Below are 18,004 nucleotides of genomic sequence, written 5' to 3' on the forward strand. Positions count from 1 at the left end.
CCGATCCTTGGCAGTGTTGACGGGAGGCATGCGCGGCGACAGGCGGCGGACGGGCCGCGCCGTCCTAGCGGCGGCGGGGACCCATCGTGGTGTTGATCACCGCGTCGGCGTCGTGCGCGTGCACCTTCGCGGCCAGCCGGATGGCCATCTCGTTCGTACGGCGCAGCTCGGCCTCGACCCGGTCCTTGCCGGACTGGCCGACCTGGACGCCGAAGTAGGCGCCGATGATGGCTCCGGAGACCCCGACCAGCCCGGCGAACGGCGCGGCCGTGTCCCCGTTGCGGAACGCGATCACCACGAAGCCGACCAGGATGACCAGGAGCCCCATGACGACGACGTAGAACCCGTACCGCCAGCGCGCCGCCTCGGCCTGCGCGGCGACGGCCTCGTCCTCGGTCATCATCACCGCGAGCGCCGCGGGTATCTCCGTGGTCTCCGTCCCGGAGGGGCCCGGGATCACGGTGGCCGGGGTCTTGCCGACGGGCGGGGCGGAGTTGTTGGTGGTCGTCACAGGTTCTCCCACTTTTCGATAGGCCAAAAGGAATCTCCCACGCTTTTCATCGTCACGCCAAGTCGGGCCGCACCCGCCAAGAGCCTCCCCAGCAGGGCATCATCCGCCCGAAGGGCCGCATATGCCCCCCGGTCTCCTCGGGTAACGTCCCGCCCGTTCGCGGGTGCCCCCGGAAACATCGAGATCACGATTCGGGACCGCGGTACCGGACCGCGGCCGGGGCGGGATAGAAGAATGTTCACCTCTTCCGTCCCCTCCCCGGAGGTCCCCCGTGACGACGTTCCCCCGACGCCTCGCGGCCTCGCTGCCGGTCGCCCTGCTCCTTCTCCTGGCCCTCCTCCCGGCGCCCGCACGGGCCGAGTCCGATCCGCTGGTCGCCGCCCGGTGGCAGGTCGCGTGGGACACCTACCGGTTCTACGAGTGCCTGACCGCCCCGCTCCCGGTGACCGGCCGGAGCCGCGCCGAACGCGACATCTCCATCGAGATCGACGCCCCGGTGCAGCACGTGTTCGACGTCTACTCCGACATCGAGAACCACCTCGGCATCCATCCGTTCCTGCGGCGGGTCATCACCCACCGGGACCGCACCGAGAACGGCGTCCGCCTCGTCGACTTCACCGCCGTCGAGGACGTCCCGGTGGCCGGGGTGCCCGTCACCTCCGAGACGCACGCCCAGCAGCGCCTCCACCGCGACGCGCTGTTCTACGAGACCGACACCTGGACCCTGCCGAACGTCGTCACGCACCAGAAGATCGTCTTCGAGGATCTGGGCCAGGGGCGGACCCGCGTCACCGAGCACCTCGTCTTCGAGGCGAGCGTCCTGCTCATCGACTTCACGGTGACGAACGGCGTCTCCTCCCACCAGCGGACGCAGGCCGGGCTGAAGGAGGCGATCGAGAGCGGCGAGCTCTGAACCGGCCGCCCACCGGGAGGGCGGGGTCCGCGACCGGGTACTAGGCTGGCCCCCCGTGACCGAACCGTCCGCCCTCTCCGCCGTTCCCGCCGTTTCACGGGACGGGGTGCTGCGCTTCTACTTCGGCCCGATGGACTGCGGCAAGTCCACGCTGGCCCTGCAGATGAACTACAACCACGGACGCCAGGGCAGACGCGGCCTGGTGCTGACCAAGCACGACCGCTCAGGCGGTCCCAAGATCACCAGTCGGATCGGCCTGGGCAGCGACGCCGTCGAGGTCGTCGACGACCTCGACCTGGTGGCCCTGGTACGGGCGCACGAGCCCATCGACTACGTCATCTGCGACGAGGCGTGCTTCTACACGGTCGACCAGATCGAGCAGCTCGCCGACCTCACCGACCACCACGGGGTCGACGTGTACGCCTTCGGGCTGGCCTCCGACTTCCGCTCGCAGATGTTCCCCGCGGCCCAGCGGCTGTTCGAGCTCGCCGACGAGATCAACCGTCTCCAGGTCGAGGTCCTGTGCTGGTGCGGGCGTCCGGGCCACCTGAACGCCCGGGTGGTCGGGGGGAGGATGGCCCGTACCGGCGAGCAGGTCGTCATCGGCGACACCGGCACGGACCAGATCCGCTACCAGGTCCTGTGCCGACGCCACCACCGCTCCGGCGATCTCGGCCTGCCGGTCGGCGCCTCCCCTCGGGTCTCCGACTCGGAGGAGGTCCCCGCCTCGTAGGCGACACCTCTCGGAGCCCGGCGTCTTCCAGGGACCGGTGGGATTCCGGGGAGCGTGGGACCACGGGCCGGAGCGTACGGGGCTCGGGAGCGCCCCGGGTTCAGTAGGGCATCGGCCGCCCCGACGGGGTCCGCAGATCCAGCGTGACCCGGGCGGGACGCCGTGAACGCTTGCGGATTCGGATCTGGCGCATCGTGAGGAACTCCTGTCGCGTGCTCCTGCGGGCCGGATCCGCCGGTCCCCGGCGTGTGCCGCCGTCCGTCCGGTGCCGCCGTTCCTCCGCTCGGTACCGGTGTCCTTGGGAGACCTTCCCCCGGTGACGTGGATTACCGGGGGCGGGTGGGGGCGGCCCTGTGACGAGGACCGCCCAGGGGACGCGATCGCCGTGCGGGACGGGGTTCCCGGGGGTGCCGGGCGGAGGGGAGATCTTTTAACACGGTCCGCGACCGGACGGTCGTCACCGTCGTCCGATCACCGCCGCCGGGCCGTCGCCGGAACGTCACCCGCCCCGGGTCACCGGGTCACCGGGTGGTCGCGGTGGCCCGCGCGACGAAACGGACGAGGAGCGTGGCGAAGATCTCCCGTTCCTCGGCGGACCAGTCCTCGGTGAAGGTGTCGAACGCCTCGTCCTGCCAGCGGCGGGCGGCGGCCAGCAGCTCGCGGCCGGACGCGGTCAGCACGAGGTCGGCGTGGCGAGCGTCCCCCTCCAGGGTGCCGCGCCGCACCAGGCCCGCGGCCACCGCGTCGGCGACCATGCGGCTGGCCACGGAGCGGTCCACCCCGAGCGCCTCGGCGACGTCCCGCACCCCGACGCGCGCGACCCGATCGGACCGGCCGCTCCCCCCGGCCCGCTCCCCCTCGTCGCCCTGGCCGCTCTCGTCGGCCCGGCCGCTCTCGTCGGCCTGCCCGGCCCTGCCGCCCCCGCCGGTCGCGTCCACTCCCCCGGTGCCGGCGTCCCCTCCGACGTCCCCGGCGATGTCACCGATGTCACCGGTGCCGCCGATGATGTCGACGACCACGACGCGCGAGACGTGTCCGCTCTCGGCGCCGTTACCGGCGATCTGCTGGGGCCAGCGCCGCGACCAGTGGCGGATCAGCGCGAACAGCGCGGGCCCCGCCTTGCCGGGGGCAGGACTCCCGGACCGCGTCCGCCGATCATGAGGGTTCCGCATGGGCACAGCATCACACCCGCGTCTGACAGGTGCAAACGACACACGTGCCGTGTCCCCGTGTCCCCGGTTCACTCGCCACGGATCCCCCGGGACCTGCTCGAGACCCGCCGGGACCCGCCCGGGACCCCGCCCGGGACCCGCGGCTCAGGTCCCGAGCGCGTGCCCGACCGTCGAGTCCACGTGGTCCGGGATCTCGTCATGGCGATCGCCCGTGGACGGTGTCCCGGTGGGCTCGAACATCAGGACGGCGGCGCCGGACGGAGCGTACGGCCGGTGCTCCGTGCCTCGGGGGACGGTGAAGACCGCGCCCCGCGGGAGCAGGACCGTGTGCTCACCGGCGGGTTCGCGCAGGGAGATGCGCAGCTCCCCGTCGAGGACGAGGAAGAACTCGTCGGTGTCGTCGTGGACGTGCCAGACATGCTCGCCCTCGGCCTTGGCGATGCGGACGTCGTAGTCGTTGACGCGCGTGACGATGCGGGGGCTCCACAGTGCGTCGAAGGAGGCCAGGGCATCGCCGAGAAGGATCGGTTCGTTGCTCACGAGCCCATCCTTCGCCGTCCCGCCCGGTCGGCGTGAGTGCTATGAATCGCACATGGCGAAAGAATCCTCGCACCCGGGCCGCGCGGCGGGCGTCCATCGGGTCGTCGTGATCGTGGACGAGAACTCGAACCCCTTCGAGCTCGGCTGCGCGACCGAGGTCTTCGGCCTCCGCAGGCCCGAGATCGGCCGTGATCTCTACGACTTCAGGCTCTGCTCCCCCGAGCCGAGCACCCTGATGCGGGACGGATTCTTCACGCTCACGGGGGTCGGCGATCTGGAGGCGGCCGACGCCGCGGACACCCTGATCGTCCCCAACCGCCCCGACGTCGAGGTGCCCCGCCGCGGGGCCGTGCTCGACGCCGTCAGACGGGCGCACGCGCGCGGTGCGCGCCTGGTCGGCTTCTGCAGCGGTGCCTTCACGCTCGCGGAGGCCGGGGTCCTCGACGGACGCCGCGCCACCGCGCACTGGCAGTGGGCGGCCTCCTTCCGGGCCCGCTTCCCCTCGGTCCGGCTCGAATCGGACGTGCTGTTCGTGGACGACGGTGACATTCTCACCGCGGCGGGGAGCGCTGCCGCCCTCGACCTCGGACTGCACCTCGTCCGCCGCGACCACGGGGCGGAGGTGGCCAACTCCGTGAGCCGGCGCCTGGTCTTCGCGGCGCACCGGGACGGTGGTCAGCGGCAGTTCGTGGAGCGTCCCGTACCCGACCTGCCGGACGAGTCCCTGGCCCCCGTCCTGGCCTGGGCCCAGGAACGGCTGGACTCCCCGCTCACGGTCTCCGGCCTCGCGGCGCGTGCGGCGATCAGCCCTGCGACGCTGCACCGCCGCTTCCGGGCGCAGCTGGGGACGACGCCGTTGACGTGGCTCACCGTGGAACGGCTCGCCCTGGCATGCCGGTTGATCGAGCGGGGCGAGTCCCGCTTCGAGATGGTCGCGCGGCGCAGCGGTCTCGGCACCGCCGCGAACCTCCGCGCGCTGATGCGCCGTACGACCGGCATCACCCCGTCGGCCTACCGGCGCCGGTTCGGACCCGGGACGAGTGACGACGGGACGTCCTCCTCCGGCGGACCACCGCAACGCACCTGAGCCCGGTCGTCTCACCGTGGCGAAAAGCCAGGGAGCGAGGGAGCCGGGGAGCGAGGAGCTAGGGAGCGTCGGCGATCTCGGCGAGGCGCGCGGCCAGCTGCTCGGGCTCCCCGTCGATCAGCGCGGACACGCCCCTCCACCAGGCGAACCACTCACCGCTGCGCCACATCCAGTCGATCCGCTCGATGGCGGCGATGACGTCGCCCCGGGTCCGCCACGCCTCGCCCGCCTGCACGGCCGAGGCGCCGTGGCGCAGGGCCCAGGCGTGCAGGGCCGCAGCGGCCTCGTCGTCGACCGGCTGCTCGTAGGGGTCGGGACGCTCGTCGAGCCGGTGCGGTCCGAGCCCGGCCGCCACCCCCCAGCTCCACTGGGCCTCGGCGGGGCGGGAGTAGCGCAGGGAGTCGAAGTCCAGGTCGGAGCCGAGCCCGCCGTCCGGACGCTCCACGACCACCGCGTCGAGCCTGCCGCCCGCGTCGAAGGAGACCACGATCCGCGTGCCGGGGCGCGCGTCGGCGGGCAGCTCGACCCGGTCCTCGGCCTGCCAGGAGTTGAGGTCGGTGACGGCGGTCGCGCGTCCCCACGCCCGGTCGGCCGCGTCGTCGGCGATCCAGGCGGCGAGCATCTCCAGGACGGTCAGGTCGGTCCACGGGTCGACGGCGGTGGAGGTCTGGAGCACCTCGTCGGGCGCGGGCAGCTTGCCACCGCGCTCGCGCCGCCACCATCCCTCGCCGAGTTCGCGCGTGCCGACCAGGAGCGCGGCCAGCGCGGCGAGCTCGGTGGACCTGCGGGTGAGGGGGGCGCCACGGGCCAGCTCGACCGCGCGCGCGACGCGGTCGGCGCCCAGCGCCTCCCCCGCCTGACGCAGCAGCGGGGCCGCCTCCGGCCGCTCCTCGCCCAGCAGGTCCCGGATCAGTCGTCTGGCCTCGGCCCTTGCATCCTCCGCACGTGCCTCACGCATACCGACACCGTACGCCGGGAGATCCTTGGGCGCGAGCGCCACCGCGGGCGCGGCCCCGCCCGGTGAGAAGACCCCGCCGCCGACGCGGCCCGGGACCGGTGCGGTGCTACCGCCTGCCGCCGGTACGGCCCAGCAGCCAGCCGATCACCGCGCTGCCGAGCGCGACGCCCGCGCCCATGCCGAACGCGGCCAGCAGCGACCACGGGGGCACCGCGGACCTGGGCCGGTCGGCCGGGCGTTCGGCCGGGCGTTCGAAGACCTGCGCGGCCGGGACGGCGGTCCGGACGGACGGGGATCCCGGCTCGGCGGAGGTCCCGGACGGCGTGGCGTCCACCGGGGCCGGGCCGGTCCCGGCGAGGGCGGGGACGGGGACGGGGGCCTGCTCGGTCACGAGGTGCCTCTCCACGGCCGAGAAGAAGTCCCCGGCGGTCTTCTTGGCGACGGAGCCGAGCATGCGCTGCCCGACACCGCCGATCATGCCTCCGATCACGGCCTCGGCGTCGTAGTCGATCCGGGTGCCACCCTCGGCCTCGCTGAGACGGACCTCCACGGTGGCCTCCACGGTGCCCGGGGCGCCCTGGCCCCTGGCCCTGAGCACGAACCGCTCGGGGGGCCGTGGTTCGGAGAGGGCCACCTCCCCCTGGTAGACGCCCTTGATGGAGGCCACCCCGGCGGTGACGGTCATCCGGTAGGTGTCCGGCGCCGTCTCCTCCAGGCGCTCGCAACCGGGGATCGTGCGTACGAGCACGGCCGGGTCCTGGAGCGCTGACCACACGCGGTCTCTGTCGATGCCGAGCACGGCACTGCCTGCGAGCTTCACACCCAGCACCCTAGGCAATCGGCGGCCGGTCGGATAACAGCAACATCTGCCCGCCGGGCCGCCCCGCCGTTGTCAGTGCCACCACCGGCCACCACCGGCCACCACCGGTCGCCGTCGGTCACCGGCTTTCGATGCCGGGTCAGCCGGGGACGGGGGTGCTGCGGGCCCGTAGCGACTCTCCCACGTCGTACAGGTGGCGAAGCGCCTGCGCGTACGAGCTGATCACCCCGGACTCCAGGTAGTCCACGCCCAGCTCCTCGCAGTACGCCTTGACGATCGGCTGCGCGCGGCGCAGGTTGGGCATCGGCATGCTGGGGAACAGGTGGTGCTCGATCTGGTAGTTGAGCCCGCCGAGCACGACGTCCAGGACGTGGCCGCCCCGCACGTTGCGCGAGGTGAGCACCTGGCGCCGGAGGAAGTCGAGCTTGTCCTCGCCCCTGAACATCGGCATGCCCTTGTGGTTGGGCGCGAAGGTGCAGCCCAGGTAGACGCCGAAGACCGCCTGGTGCAGCAGCAGGAAGACGACGGCCTTGCCCGGCGAGAGCACCGCGAACAGCGCGCCCAGGTACAGGACGGCGTGCACGGCCAGGAGCGACGACTCCACAGCGCGGTGCCTGGTCCCCGGCCGCAGCAGCGCGCGGACGCTGGAGACGTGCAGGTTGAACCCTTCGAGGGTGAGCAGCGGGAAGAACAGGAACGCCTGCCACTTGCCCAGGAACCGGGGCAGCCCCTTGCTCTCGGCGGCCTGCTCGTGCGACCAGATCAGGAAGTCGGGGGCGACGTCGGGATCGTGGTCCTCGTGGTTGGGGTTGGCGTGGTGGCGGGTGTGCTTCTCCATCCACCAGCCGTAGCTCATGCCGATGGCGAGGTTCCCGGCCACCAGCCCGGCGATCTCGCTGGAGCGGCGGGAGCGGAAGACCTGGCGGTGGGCCAGGTCGTGGGCGACGAGCCCGATCTGGGCGAACACCACGGCGAGGAAGACGGCGACCAGCATCTGGTACCAGGAGTCCCCGAGGGCGAAGAAGGCCGCCCAGCCACCGACGAAGGCCGCCGTGACCAGGGTCAGCCGTACGGCGTAGTAGCCGGGACGGCGGTCCAGCAGCCCCGCCTGGGCGATCCGGCGGGACAGCCGGGCGAAATCGCTGCCTCGTTCACCGGTTCCGGGGACGACGGGAAGATCCGCGTCGTCGATCGCGGTTGAGTTGGTCACGCTTCTCCTCTGGTGGGCCGGATGGCTCGACATGATCGGATCAGCCGGCAGCGCCACGGGTCGGCGTCAGCCGAACAGGACGACCTTTCCAGGATCTCGCGGTCACCCTGCCGGCGGACCCCCGCTCTCACCCCGGCTCGTGGTAGTGCTGACCCTACCCCTATGACTATTGCGATCAAGGGGTCCTGGCGGGGCGGTTCATGTCGTCCTCTCCGGCATCCGGCCGACAGGGCCACCGGTGGCTGGCAGGATGGTCGCCCATGACATCGGGGACGTACCGGACGATCAGAACGGCCGTGGTGATCACGGCCCTGGTGGCGGGCGCCGGGTGCGCGAACGGATCGGACGGCGGGTCCGGGGCCGCGGGCACCCCCGTCCCGGTGCCGGGTTCCTCCCGGGACGCCCTCGCGACCCCTTCGGCGTCGCCGGGCCGGGCGGGACCGTCCGGGCCGGTAGGGGTGACACCCCGGCCCGGCGAGGTCGGCAGGATCCCCCGTCCCGGCGACGGCCTGCCTCCGGTGATCAGCTCCATCCCCACCCGCAGGAAGGTCGTCTTCCTGACCATCGACGACGGCTGGGAGCAGGACCCCGGTTTCCTGGCCCAGGTCCGCGACCGGCGCATCCCGGTGACGGCCTTCGTCACCCGCGACGCCGTCGAGGGCAGGGGCGCGGCCGACCCGGCCGCCCGGGGCGGCAGGTTCCCCGGTACGGGCGACTGGGGGTACGTGCGCGACCTGCGCGACGCCGGAGCGACGATCGAGAACCACACGCTGACCCATCCGAACCTGCCGCTGCTCGGCTACCGGGGGCAGAGGGCCGAGATCTGCGGCGCCTCCCGGTCGATCCGCAGGCACACCGGCACCGTGCCCACCCTGTTCCGCCCGCCGTTCGGCAACCACGACACCGTGACCCGGCGGGCCGCCAAGGCGTGCGGCATCGACGCGCTCCTGCTGTGGACCGCGACCGTGCAGCCGGGCGGGAAGATCGCCTATCAGGTGCCCGACAAGCGGCTCCGCCCCGGTGACGTGCTGCTGCTGCACTTCCGCCCGAACCTGGCGCGCGACTTCGCGACCCTGGTCGCCAAGATCGAACGCCGGGGCTTCGAGCTCGGCGACCTGCACGCGTACCTGCGGGCCGCGCTTCGCCGGACCGGGCACACGGACGCCGGCCGGTAGCGCGTCGGCTCACCGGCGGACCGGGTCACGAGCGGACCGGCCCGGACGGACCGGTGTGAGCGGGCGGCCCGGACACGGACGGACGGCCCGCCCCCCGCGAGGGGGACGGGCCGTCCGGGAAACCGTGGTCACTCGCTCTCGGCGGTGTAGATGTACTCCCAGTCACCGCAGCGGGTGGGGTGGGAGGAGTGCAGGCCGATCTGGCAGACCTTGACGCGGACACTGTCGACCTTGTGCTTGCCGAAGGCGAAGTGCTTGGCGCCGCCCGCGCCGCAGTAGCGGTAGGACTTGCCGTCGTACCACTGGTGGCCCTTGTCCCCGAAGTGGTGGACCACGAACTTCACGTACGCGCACTTGCCGCCCTGCTTGTACGTGCGGTGGTCGAGGTCGTACAGCTTGCCCTTGACGTCCACCCGGTTCCACTTCTGGTGGTGGTCCCACTCGACGCCGATCCAGCCGCGGCTCTTGGCGCGGTGGTTGGACGAGACGTAGTGCCCCCAGTTCTCGCTGTAGTCGTAGTCGTAGCCGGACTGGGCGGTCGCGGTGGCCGGCGCGGCCACGGGCGCGGCCACGGTGGCGGCGTGCGCGGTGGCCGGTGCGGCGAGCGCGACGGCGCCGAGGGCGGCGGTGGCGAGCAGGGCGGTGGACAGCTTCTTGATCATGGTTTCTCCTCTTGCCTCCCCGAACCGGCTTTTGCCGATTTCCCCCTGGAGTGACTCATTTCTATGGGCCGGTACTTGCAGGCCCCCGTATCGCCGCTTACAGCCGCTTTCGAGGTGCTTGCGAGGCGTTTACACCCCATCGGAGGGGCCGGTCTCCCGCGACGGCCCCGGCGACGGGGCCCGCGCGCGGGTCCGCCGACCGGCGTACCCGGGGATCCCCCCGGAGAGGGACGCCCCGGCCGGGCCGCCTGCCCCACCATGGAGCCGTCGCCCGCACGGGGTGACGCAGGGGCGCCGCACCCGGTGGGACGGCCGTCCCACCGGGGACGCGAGGGCGGGGAACCTCGGGCGACAGGGGGAGGACCGGCGCCGCGGGCAAGGGGGCGATCTCGGCCCGTCCGGGAAGTGCGGTCCCGGTCCGAGCCGTGTGACGAAGATCGCAGCAGCTCGCGGCGCCATCCCGCGCCATTGCTCTACAAGTCGTAGTACTACTAGAAGTAGCACTACCGGTTGTAGAGCTTCAGACCCGCGAGGGGAAGATGGACGCACTAGACCTGGCCCGGTGGCAGTTCGGGGTGACCACCGTGTACCACTTTCTGTTCGTACCCCTGACGATCGGCCTGGGCGTCTTCGTGGCCGGGCTGCAGACGGCCTGGTACCGCACGGGCAAGGAGCACTACCTGCGGCTCACCAAGTTCTTCGGGAAGCTCTTCCTGATCAACTTCGCGATGGGCGTGGTGACCGGCATCGTGCAGGAGTTCCAGTTCGGCATGAACTGGAGCGAGTACTCGATCTTCGTCGGCGACGTCTTCGGCGCCCCGCTGGCCCTGGAGGCCCTGCTCGCGTTCTTCCTGGAGTCGACCTTCATCGGCCTGTGGATCTTCGGCTGGGACAGGCTGCCCCGGGGCGTCCACCTGGCCACCATCTGGGCCGCGGTCATCGGCTCCAACCTGTCGGCGTACTTCATCCTCGCCGCCAACGCCTGGATGAAGCACCCGGTCGGCTACGAGGTGGTCGACGGCAGGGCCCGGATGACCGACCTGTGGGCGGTGCTCACCAACTCCACCGCGCTCGCCCAGGTACCGCACGTGATCGCGGCGGCCTTCGTGGTCGCGGGCGGCTTCGTCCTCGCGGTCTGCGGCCACCACCTGCTGCGGGAGCGGCGCGAGGAACGGCACGCGTCGGCCGGCGCCCGGACGGCACAGGACCGGGCCGGACGGGGCCGGTGGCGCGACCGGCGCTCCGGCGCCGCGCCGCACCGCGCCTCCGGTGACGGCACGAGCATCTGGCGGACCCCGATGCGGGCCGCGCTGGTGATGACGGCGATCGCCGGCGCCCTGGTCGCCGGGAGCGGCGACATGTCGGCCAAGCTCCTGTACGAGCAGCAGCCGATGAAGCTCGCCGCGGCCGAGGGGCTGCGGCAGGACACCGCCGGAGCGCCGTTCTCCATCGTCCCCGGCGTGGAGGTGCCCCTGCTGCTCAGCTTCCTGGCCACCAACGACCCGAACGCCGTGGTGCAGGGCACCGACGACCTCCAGGCCCGGTTCGAGGAGCGGTTCGGCCCCGCCGACTACCGGCCCGACCTGCCGACGATCTTCTGGTCCTTCCGCGTGATGATCGTGTTCGGCCTGTCCGCGGTGGGCCTGTCGGTGCTCGGCCTCTGGCTGACCCGGGGACGCCGCCGCGACCCCCGCCCGCCCCGCCGGGTCCCCGCCTGGTTCGCCCGCGCCTGCGTGCTCGCGCTGCCGCTGCCCACGATCGCGATGATCGCCGGCTGGCTGCTCAGCGAGATCGGCCGCCAGCCGTGGACCGTCCAGGGCGAGCTGCTCACCGCCGCGAGCGTCTCCCCGGGCGTCAGCCTCACCGAGGTGGCGATCTCGCTGGCGGTCTTCACCGCCCTGTACGGCGCCCTCGCGCTGGCCGAGGCCGTCCTGCTCGTCCGGCACGTCAAGGCGGGTCCCGAACCCGCCGCCCCGGACGTCCCCGTCCCCGCGCTCGACCCGCCCTCCGGCGGCGACGACGCGCCCGTGGACGCCCGGCTCCAGCCGACCCTGATGTACTGAGAACGACGGGTGACGACATGGAACTCACCACCTTCTGGTTCGCGGTCATCGCGTTCCTGTGGACCGGTTACTTCGTGCTGGAGGGCTTCGACTTCGGCGTGGGCATGCTGGTGCCGGTACTGGCCGGGAACGAGGCCGAGCGCAAGCAGGTCCTGGGCACCATCGGCCCGGTCTGGGACGGCAACGAGGTCTGGCTGATCACCGCGGTCGGCGCCATGTTCGCCGCCTTCCCCGCCTGGTACGCCGGGATGCTCAGCTCGTTCTACCTGCCGATCCTGCTGATCCTGAGCGGGCTGATCGTGCGCGGCGTCGGCCTGGAGTGGCGCGGCAAGGTCCGCCACGCCTCCGACCGCGCCTGGTGCGACCTGGGCGTGCTGGTGGGCAGCGCGCTCCCGGCCTTCCTGTGGGGCGCCGTCTTCGCCGACCTGCTGCGGGGCAGCGCGACGGCCGCGATGGTCGGCGGGGTGTTCTCGCTCTCGCTCTGCCTGCTGCACGGCGCGGTGTTCGTCGCCCTGAAGACCTCGGGCCCGGTCCGCTCCCGCGCCCGGCGCGCCGCCGTGGTCGCCGCCGCGGCCGCGCTGCCCGCCGCGGTGGTCGCGCTGTCGAACATCCCCGTCGCGGGGACGGAGGGCGCCGCGCCGGAGCCCGCCTCGTGGTTGTGGGGCGCCGCGCTCGTCGCGATGGCGGCCCTGGCCGCCGGGGTCGCGCTGACCTGGCGCGGCCGGGACGGCTGGGCCTTCGCCGCCACCGCCTCCTCGATCGCGCTGGGCTCCGCCGCGCTGTTCGGGGCCCTGTGGCCGGCCCCGCTGCCGGGCCTCACCGTGGTCGAGGCCGCCTCGGGCCCGTACACGCTGGGCGTGCTGACCTGGATCGGGCTGATCGCGCTGCCGTTCGTGCTGGGCTACCAGGCGTGGTCGTACTGGGTCTTCCGCAAGCGGCTGACCGCCGAGGTGTCCTGACCGGCCCGGTCGCCCGCTCCGGCCGTCTCAGAGGATGCCGAGCCGGGCGAGCGGCTCGACGAGCTCCCTCTCCTCGTAGGACAGGTGGGACAGGAGCGTGTCGGTCAGCAGGTCCATGGCCGACCGCAGGGCCGCCCGGCCGTCCGGGCCCGCGACGAAGGCGACCAGCGCCCGGTCCACTCCCTCCAGGACGTCGTGGATGGCGTGGTGCTCCTGCTCCAGGCGGTCGATGACGGGCACCAGCCTGGCGTCGGCGCGGCGCAGGCCCGGGAAGAGGCTCTGGTCCTCGATCGTGTGGTGGGTGGTGACGACGCGGCAGTAGGACTCGCAGTAGGTGCCGACCGTCCAGTTGTTCTGCCGCATCGTCATCGTGTTGATGTGCGAGCGCGCGGCGCCGGGGTCCATGGAACCGTCGGTGACCTGCTCGACGAGCCGCCGGACCTCGGCGAGTTCCCGCCGCAGGTGGTCGTGGACGTCGACGAGGTGGCGCCCGGCCGCCCGCTCGCGAGGGGTGTACGTGCGGTCCGGGTCGGGGGCGGGGCCGGTGGGGCGGGTGGACTCGTCCCAGACCTGGACGTCGGCGAGCCGGACACCGTCGTCCGGGGTCGGCGTGACCCCCAGCGCGGGGATCGCACTCCCCCGGTTTTCGGCCTTCCCAGCGTTCCCGGCCTTCCCGGCACCGGACACCTCTCCCCCGGCCCCTTCGGACCCGGCCCCTTCGGACCCGGCCGCCCCGGACGAGCCGGCGAGGGCGCGTTCGGCCTCCACGAGCTCGCGTACGGCCGGGACGACCTCGGCGGCGAAGCGCCGGATGTCGTCGGGGTCGTCGCTCGCCAGGATGTAGACGCTCGTCCCCTCCTCCAGGGTGAGTTCGGCGAGCTGCTCGGCCCAGACGTCCGCGGGTCCCCGCAGGAAGGTGCTGCCGGAACCGCTGAAGCCGCCGGAGATGTTGTACAGGCGCCGCACGTCCGCGGGCGAGCGTCCCGCGGCCAGCGCGGCCTCGTCGATGACCGCGTTCATGTCCGCGAGGGTCTCCGGGGCGGCGTAGGCGCTGCTGGGCAGCCAGCCGTCCGCGAGCCTGCCGGTGATGCCGAGCATCCGGCGCTTGTAGGCCCCCAGCCAGATCCCGACGTCGTGGGCGGGCGCCGGGCCGGGATGGGCGCCGTGCACGCGGTGGTGACGGCCGTCGATCCGTACGGACGCTCCCCCCTCCGCCCAGAGGGCGCGGATGACCCGGATGCCCTCCTCCAGCGCGCCGACCCCCTCGGCCGCGGTCAGCCTGGGGCCGCCCAGGGCGGCGATGCCGTCCCAGAAGGCCCCCGCGCCGAGCCCGAGCTCGACGCGTCCGCCGCTGAGGATGTCCAGGGTCGCGACGCTGCGGGCCAGCACCGCGGGCGGGCGCAGGGGCAGGTTCGCCACGTTCGGCGACACCCGCACCGTGGAGGTGCGCGCGGCGATGACCGACAGCAGCGTCCAGGTGTCGAGGAAGCGCGCCTGGTACGGGTGGTCCTGCACGGTCACCAGGTCCAGGCCGACCTGCTCGGTGAGCAGGGCGAGCGCGACGACCCTGTCGGCCTCCGCGGCCACCGGCGTCAGGAAGGTCCCGAACAACAGCTCGTGCCCGTGGTCGGCCATGTCTCTCCTGGTACGTCGTCCCGGGTGCGCGGATCGCGACACGTCGTGCGACAGATCGTATGTAAAGCAGATGGATTGTCAAACAGAAGGTCTCTGGAACCGTGGATTCTGCTAGCCTGGCCGTGTGCCCGCCATGCCCGCCACACCCGGCCCGTCCGTGACCCCGCGTCCCGGCGCGGAGACCGCAGAGGCCCTGGACGGTGACCTGGGCTGGACGCTCGGGGTGGTCTTCCGCTCCTACGTCAGGACGGTGAACGCGCTGGTCGACCACCTCCCCGGCGGCCCTCGTGGCTACCAGGTGCTCGCCGCGGCGACCCAGGGCCTGCCCGGCGGCCAGGGGGCGCTCGCCCAGCGGCTCGGCGTCGACAAGACCGTCATGACGTACCTGCTCGACGACCTGGAGAAGGCCGGTCTGGTCGAGCGCCGCCCCGACCCCGCCGACCGGCGCAACAAGCGCGTCGTGGCCACCGAGCGGGGCAGGGCGGTCTGGGCCGACGCGCAGGCCGGGCTGGAGCACGCCGAGGAGCACGTCCTGTCCCCGCTGGACCCGGCCGACCGGCCGGTGTTCCGGGAGCTGCTGCGCAGGCTGGCCGCCGGGACCGACGCCCTGGACCCGGCGAACGGCCCCTGCCGGATCGTCCAGGAGCTGGCCCCCGACGACGTCCCGGACGGCGTCCCGGACGACGCTCCCCACGGCACCCCGGACGGCGTCCCGGACCGTGTCCCGGACCGTGTTCCTGACGGCGGCCCCTCCAGGCCGCGCCGCTCCTCCCGGCACTGAGCCGGGCGGCGGGCCTTCGGGCCGGGTGGCGGGGTCGGCGGCCTGAGCGGCCTGAGCGGCCCGGCATGAGGCCCGGGGTGGTCCGCGGGGCCGGTGAAGTGCGAGATGCTCTCCATGACGGGTCCCCGGAGCGGTCCTGCCCGCACCGGACGGCCGCGGAGCCGGGCCACCACCCGGCACGTACCAGATCGACCACGACGAAAACGGACGGATGCGATGAGCGCGCGTTTCGAGGAGCTCGACTGGCGTCCGACGCCGATCGGTGACATCAGCCTGCGGCGCAGGCGCGAGCCCTCGCTGGGCGTCGACGTCTACGAGATCAAGCTCGACGACGACTTCCTCATGTCGAGCCTGTTCACAGTGGCCGAGATCGAGCTCGCCCGGCTCGGGCTGGCCGCGCTGGAGGGGACCGGCCTCGACGTCGCGGTGGGCGGGCTCGGGCTCGGGTACACCGCCCAGGCCGTGCTGGAGGACGCCCGGGTGCGCTCGCTCGTCGTGCTGGACACCCTCGGCGAGGTGATCGAGTGGCACGAGCGGGAACTGCTGCCGGTCGGCGCCCGGCTGATGGCCGACCCTCGCTGCCGCCTGGTCCGCGGTGACTTCTTCGCGATGGTCTCCACCGACGCCGGTCTGGACCCCGAAACGCCGGGACGGCGCTTCCACGCCGTCCTGGTGGACATCGACCACACCCCGCGCAACGTGCTGCATCCGAGCCACGCCGCCCTCTACACCCCGGCGGGCCTGCGCCGGCTCACCGGGCACCTGGCCCCGGGCGGCGTCTTCGCCCTGTGGTCGGACGACCCTCCGGAGGCGGGGTTCGAGGCCGTGCTCGCCGAGGTCTTCGCGACCTCACGCGCGCACGTCGTCACCTTCCCCAACCCCCTGACGGGCGGCGAGTCGGCCAACACCGTCTACGTCGCGACGACCCCCGCCTGACGGCCCCCGGACGGGCACGTCCCGCGGGCCGCGTGTGACGTGCCCGTCCGAGACGTCCGGTCTCAGAACGGGTCCTGATCGGCGTCGCGGACCAGGAGGGCGATCTGCACCCGGTTGACCAGCCCGAGTTTGGCGAGGGAGCGGCTGACGTGGGCCTTGACCGTGATCTCGCTCATCGCGAGCTCGCGGGCGACCTCGGCGTTGGCCAGCCCCCGGGCCACCGCCCGGACGACCTGCCGTTCGCGGCCGGTGAGGACGGCCAGCCGCTCGCGGGCGGCGTGGACGTCCGGTGCCCGCCGCCCGGCGAAGGCGTCGATCATCCGCCTGGTCACCGTGGGCGCGAGCATGGCGCCGCCACCGGCCACCGCACGGACGGCGGCGATCAGGTCGCGCGGCGCGGTGTCCTTCAGCAGGAACCCCGCGGCCCTGGCGCGCAGGGCGGCGTGGACGTACTCGTCGTGGTCGAAGGTGGTGAGCATCACCACCCTCGGCGGGCCGGGAGACCGGTTGATCTCCCTGAGCGCGGCCACCCCGTCCATGCCGGGCATCCGCACGTCCATGAGCACGACGTCCGGCCGGTGGCGCGCGACCGCGGCCACCGCCTCGGTCCCGTCCTGCGCCTCGGCGACCACCTCGATGTCGCCGGCGACCTCCAGGATCATGCGCAGCCCGGTCCGTACCAGGGCCTCGTCGTCGGCGACGAGCACCCGGATCACGTCGGCAACCTCGCGGACACGCGGAATCCCCCGTCCGCCTCCCGCCCGGCGGTGAACCCGCCGCCGAGCAGTTCGACGCGCTCCCGCAGGCCGATCAGGCCGAGCCCGCTGCCCGGCATGGCCCGCGCCCCGTCCACCGGCGCGGAGTTCGCGACGGTGACCTCCAGCGCCGAGGGCAGGTAGCGCAGCACGACCCGGGTGGCGGCCGTGCCCGCGTGCTTGTGGACGTTGGTGAGGGCCTCCTGCACCACCCGGTGGACCGCGTGCTGCACGATGACGGGCACCTCCCGTACCGTCCCCTCGTCGCGCCGTTCCACCGGGACTCCGGCGGATCTCGACAGGTCGAGCAACCGGTCGAGGTCGGCCGGCGTCGGCCGGGGCCCGAGGACCTCCTCACCGCTCTCCGCCCGGCACCGGGGAACGTCGGTGAGGACGCCGAGCACCGCCCGCAGCTGTTCGAGGGCCTCCTTGCCCGTGACCCGGATGAGTTCCGCCTCCGCCGCCGTCCTCGCGTCCACGGCGCCGATCTCCAGCGCTCCCGCCCGCAGGACCATGAGCGACACCCGGTGCGCCACCACGTCGTGCATGTCCCGCGCGATACGGGCGCGTTCCTGCGCGCGGGCCCGTGCCACGCGGGCGGCCTGCTCCCGCTCCAGCCGTTCGGCCCGCTCACGCAGCCCGGCCACCACCTGGCGGCGCGCCGCCGTCCACAGCCCGATCGCCAGCGGGAACCAGACGAACAGCGGCGCGCCGCCCAGGGAGGAGAGGAGGTCGGCGCCGGGCCTGGGCAGCGCCGCCAGGAGGCTCGCGGCCACCGCGAAGAACGCCAGGTGCGAGGGACGCCGCCACGTGGTCGCCACGACGTAGGACGCCACCGACAGCAGGAACCCCGGCGAGCGCACCACCGAGTCGACGGCCACCACGAGCAGCAGCGGCCCGTGCCGTCGCGGTGACGCCCACGCCGTGGCGGCGGCCACCAGGCCGACCACCACGCCCTGAAGGTACGCGGGCACCGACGCAAGGTCGAAGAAGGCGTACGGCCTCGGGTCCGGCACGAAGGCGGCGCAGAAGGCGGCGACGGGAAGCGCCGCCGCCGTCAGGCGATCGCGTACCCCCTCGGCTCTCACCCGGTC

18 protein-coding genes are annotated in these 18,004 nt (G+C 73.2%); 8 read left to right on the forward strand and 10 right to left on the reverse strand.

Features of this window, described 5'->3' with window-relative positions:
* Positions 1 to 64: 64 nt before the first annotated feature.
* Positions 65 to 511: a hypothetical protein gene (locus tag ACZ6RT_RS23765; protein ID WP_399195451.1), complete on the reverse strand. Its 447-nt coding sequence runs from the start codon at positions 509 to 511 to the stop codon at positions 65 to 67.
* 271 nt (positions 512 to 782) lie between these two features.
* On the opposite strand from ACZ6RT_RS23765, the gene ACZ6RT_RS23770 reads away from it, so the two are divergent.
* Positions 783 to 1,424 (forward strand): SRPBCC family protein, encoded by a 642-nt coding sequence (locus tag ACZ6RT_RS23770; RefSeq protein WP_399195449.1) that lies wholly within the window; start codon positions 783 to 785, stop codon positions 1,422 to 1,424.
* Positions 1,425 to 1,479: 55 nt separating this feature from the next.
* Complete coding sequence (locus ACZ6RT_RS23775; protein ID WP_399195447.1) at positions 1,480 to 2,157, forward strand: thymidine kinase; 678 nt, start codon at positions 1,480 to 1,482, stop codon at positions 2,155 to 2,157.
* A gap of 521 nt (positions 2,158 to 2,678) precedes the next feature.
* Here the strand turns inward: ACZ6RT_RS23775 and ACZ6RT_RS23780 are convergent.
* Entirely contained in the window at positions 2,679 to 3,329 is a 651-nt protein-coding gene (locus ACZ6RT_RS23780) for a MarR family winged helix-turn-helix transcriptional regulator (RefSeq protein WP_470156155.1), read from the reverse strand.
* 144 nt (positions 3,330 to 3,473) lie between these two features.
* Entirely contained in the window at positions 3,474 to 3,869 is a 396-nt protein-coding gene (locus ACZ6RT_RS23785; protein ID WP_470156156.1) for a cupin domain-containing protein, read from the reverse strand.
* Between the two features lie 52 nt (positions 3,870 to 3,921).
* Here ACZ6RT_RS23785 and ACZ6RT_RS23790 point away from each other — a divergent pair, with 52 nt between their 5' ends.
* A complete protein-coding gene (locus tag ACZ6RT_RS23790; protein ID WP_470156157.1) occupies positions 3,922 to 4,956 on the forward strand; it encodes a GlxA family transcriptional regulator in 1,035 nt (344 codons plus the stop codon).
* A gap of 58 nt (positions 4,957 to 5,014) precedes the next feature.
* Here the strand turns inward: ACZ6RT_RS23790 and ACZ6RT_RS23795 are convergent, their stop codons facing one another.
* The 3 genes from ACZ6RT_RS23795 to ACZ6RT_RS23805 form a co-directional block, all read right to left on the reverse strand.
* Positions 5,015 to 5,914, reverse strand: a complete 900-nt coding sequence (locus tag ACZ6RT_RS23795) for a hypothetical protein (RefSeq protein ID WP_399195439.1) — start codon at positions 5,912 to 5,914, stop codon at positions 5,015 to 5,017.
* Positions 5,915 to 6,020: 106 nt separating this feature from the next.
* The gene (locus ACZ6RT_RS23800; RefSeq protein ID WP_470156159.1) at positions 6,021 to 6,734 is read right to left on the reverse strand and encodes an SRPBCC family protein; all 714 of its coding nucleotides are present in this window, start codon (positions 6,732 to 6,734) and stop codon (positions 6,021 to 6,023) included.
* A gap of 139 nt (positions 6,735 to 6,873) precedes the next feature.
* The gene (locus tag ACZ6RT_RS23805) at positions 6,874 to 7,944 is read right to left on the reverse strand and encodes a fatty acid desaturase family protein (RefSeq protein ID WP_399195435.1); all 1,071 of its coding nucleotides are present in this window, start codon (positions 7,942 to 7,944) and stop codon (positions 6,874 to 6,876) included.
* Between the two features lie 260 nt (positions 7,945 to 8,204).
* Here ACZ6RT_RS23805 and ACZ6RT_RS23810 point away from each other — a divergent pair, with 260 nt between their 5' ends.
* Positions 8,205 to 9,119: a polysaccharide deacetylase family protein gene (locus tag ACZ6RT_RS23810; RefSeq protein ID WP_470156161.1), complete on the forward strand. Its 915-nt coding sequence runs from the start codon at positions 8,205 to 8,207 to the stop codon at positions 9,117 to 9,119.
* A gap of 128 nt (positions 9,120 to 9,247) precedes the next feature.
* On the opposite strand, the gene ACZ6RT_RS23815 is transcribed toward ACZ6RT_RS23810, so the two are convergent.
* Complete coding sequence (locus tag ACZ6RT_RS23815; RefSeq protein ID WP_470156163.1) at positions 9,248 to 9,781, reverse strand: hypothetical protein; 534 nt, start codon at positions 9,779 to 9,781, stop codon at positions 9,248 to 9,250.
* A 539-nt stretch (positions 9,782 to 10,320) separates the two neighbouring features.
* On the opposite strand from ACZ6RT_RS23815, the gene ACZ6RT_RS23820 reads away from it, so the two are divergent.
* Together ACZ6RT_RS23820 and cydB are read left to right on the forward strand one after the other, a co-directional pair.
* Positions 10,321 to 11,844: a cytochrome ubiquinol oxidase subunit I gene (locus ACZ6RT_RS23820; protein WP_470156165.1), complete on the forward strand. Its 1,524-nt coding sequence runs from the start codon at positions 10,321 to 10,323 to the stop codon at positions 11,842 to 11,844.
* A 17-nt stretch (positions 11,845 to 11,861) separates the two neighbouring features.
* Positions 11,862 to 12,803 (forward strand): cytochrome d ubiquinol oxidase subunit II, encoded by a 942-nt coding sequence (gene cydB, locus ACZ6RT_RS23825; protein ID WP_470156166.1) that lies wholly within the window; start codon positions 11,862 to 11,864, stop codon positions 12,801 to 12,803.
* 27 nt (positions 12,804 to 12,830) lie between these two features.
* Here cydB and ACZ6RT_RS23830 read toward each other — a convergent pair whose 3' ends face one another.
* Positions 12,831 to 14,438: an LLM class flavin-dependent oxidoreductase gene (locus ACZ6RT_RS23830; protein WP_470156168.1), complete on the reverse strand. Its 1,608-nt coding sequence runs from the start codon at positions 14,436 to 14,438 to the stop codon at positions 12,831 to 12,833.
* Positions 14,439 to 14,571: 133 nt separating this feature from the next.
* On the opposite strand from ACZ6RT_RS23830, the gene ACZ6RT_RS23835 reads away from it, so the two are divergent.
* Positions 14,572 to 15,219, forward strand: a complete 648-nt coding sequence (locus tag ACZ6RT_RS23835) for a MarR family winged helix-turn-helix transcriptional regulator (RefSeq protein WP_470156223.1) — start codon at positions 14,572 to 14,574, stop codon at positions 15,217 to 15,219.
* Between the two features lie 216 nt (positions 15,220 to 15,435).
* Positions 15,436 to 16,155: a polyamine aminopropyltransferase gene (locus ACZ6RT_RS23840; protein ID WP_470156169.1), complete on the forward strand. Its 720-nt coding sequence runs from the start codon at positions 15,436 to 15,438 to the stop codon at positions 16,153 to 16,155.
* A gap of 62 nt (positions 16,156 to 16,217) precedes the next feature.
* Here the strand turns inward: ACZ6RT_RS23840 and ACZ6RT_RS23845 are convergent, their stop codons facing one another.
* Positions 16,218 to 16,871, reverse strand: a complete 654-nt coding sequence (locus ACZ6RT_RS23845) for a response regulator (RefSeq protein WP_399195421.1) — start codon at positions 16,869 to 16,871, stop codon at positions 16,218 to 16,220.
* Positions 16,868 to 17,998, reverse strand: coding sequence for a sensor histidine kinase (locus ACZ6RT_RS23850; protein ID WP_470156171.1), 1,131 nt, complete (start codon positions 17,996 to 17,998; stop codon positions 16,868 to 16,870). The genes ACZ6RT_RS23845 and ACZ6RT_RS23850 overlap by 4 nt, the downstream gene beginning before the upstream one ends.
* Between the last annotated feature and the right edge of the window lie 6 nt (positions 17,999 to 18,004).

The sequence above is a fragment of the Streptosporangium sp. NPDC050148 genome (genome assembly GCF_055586505.1).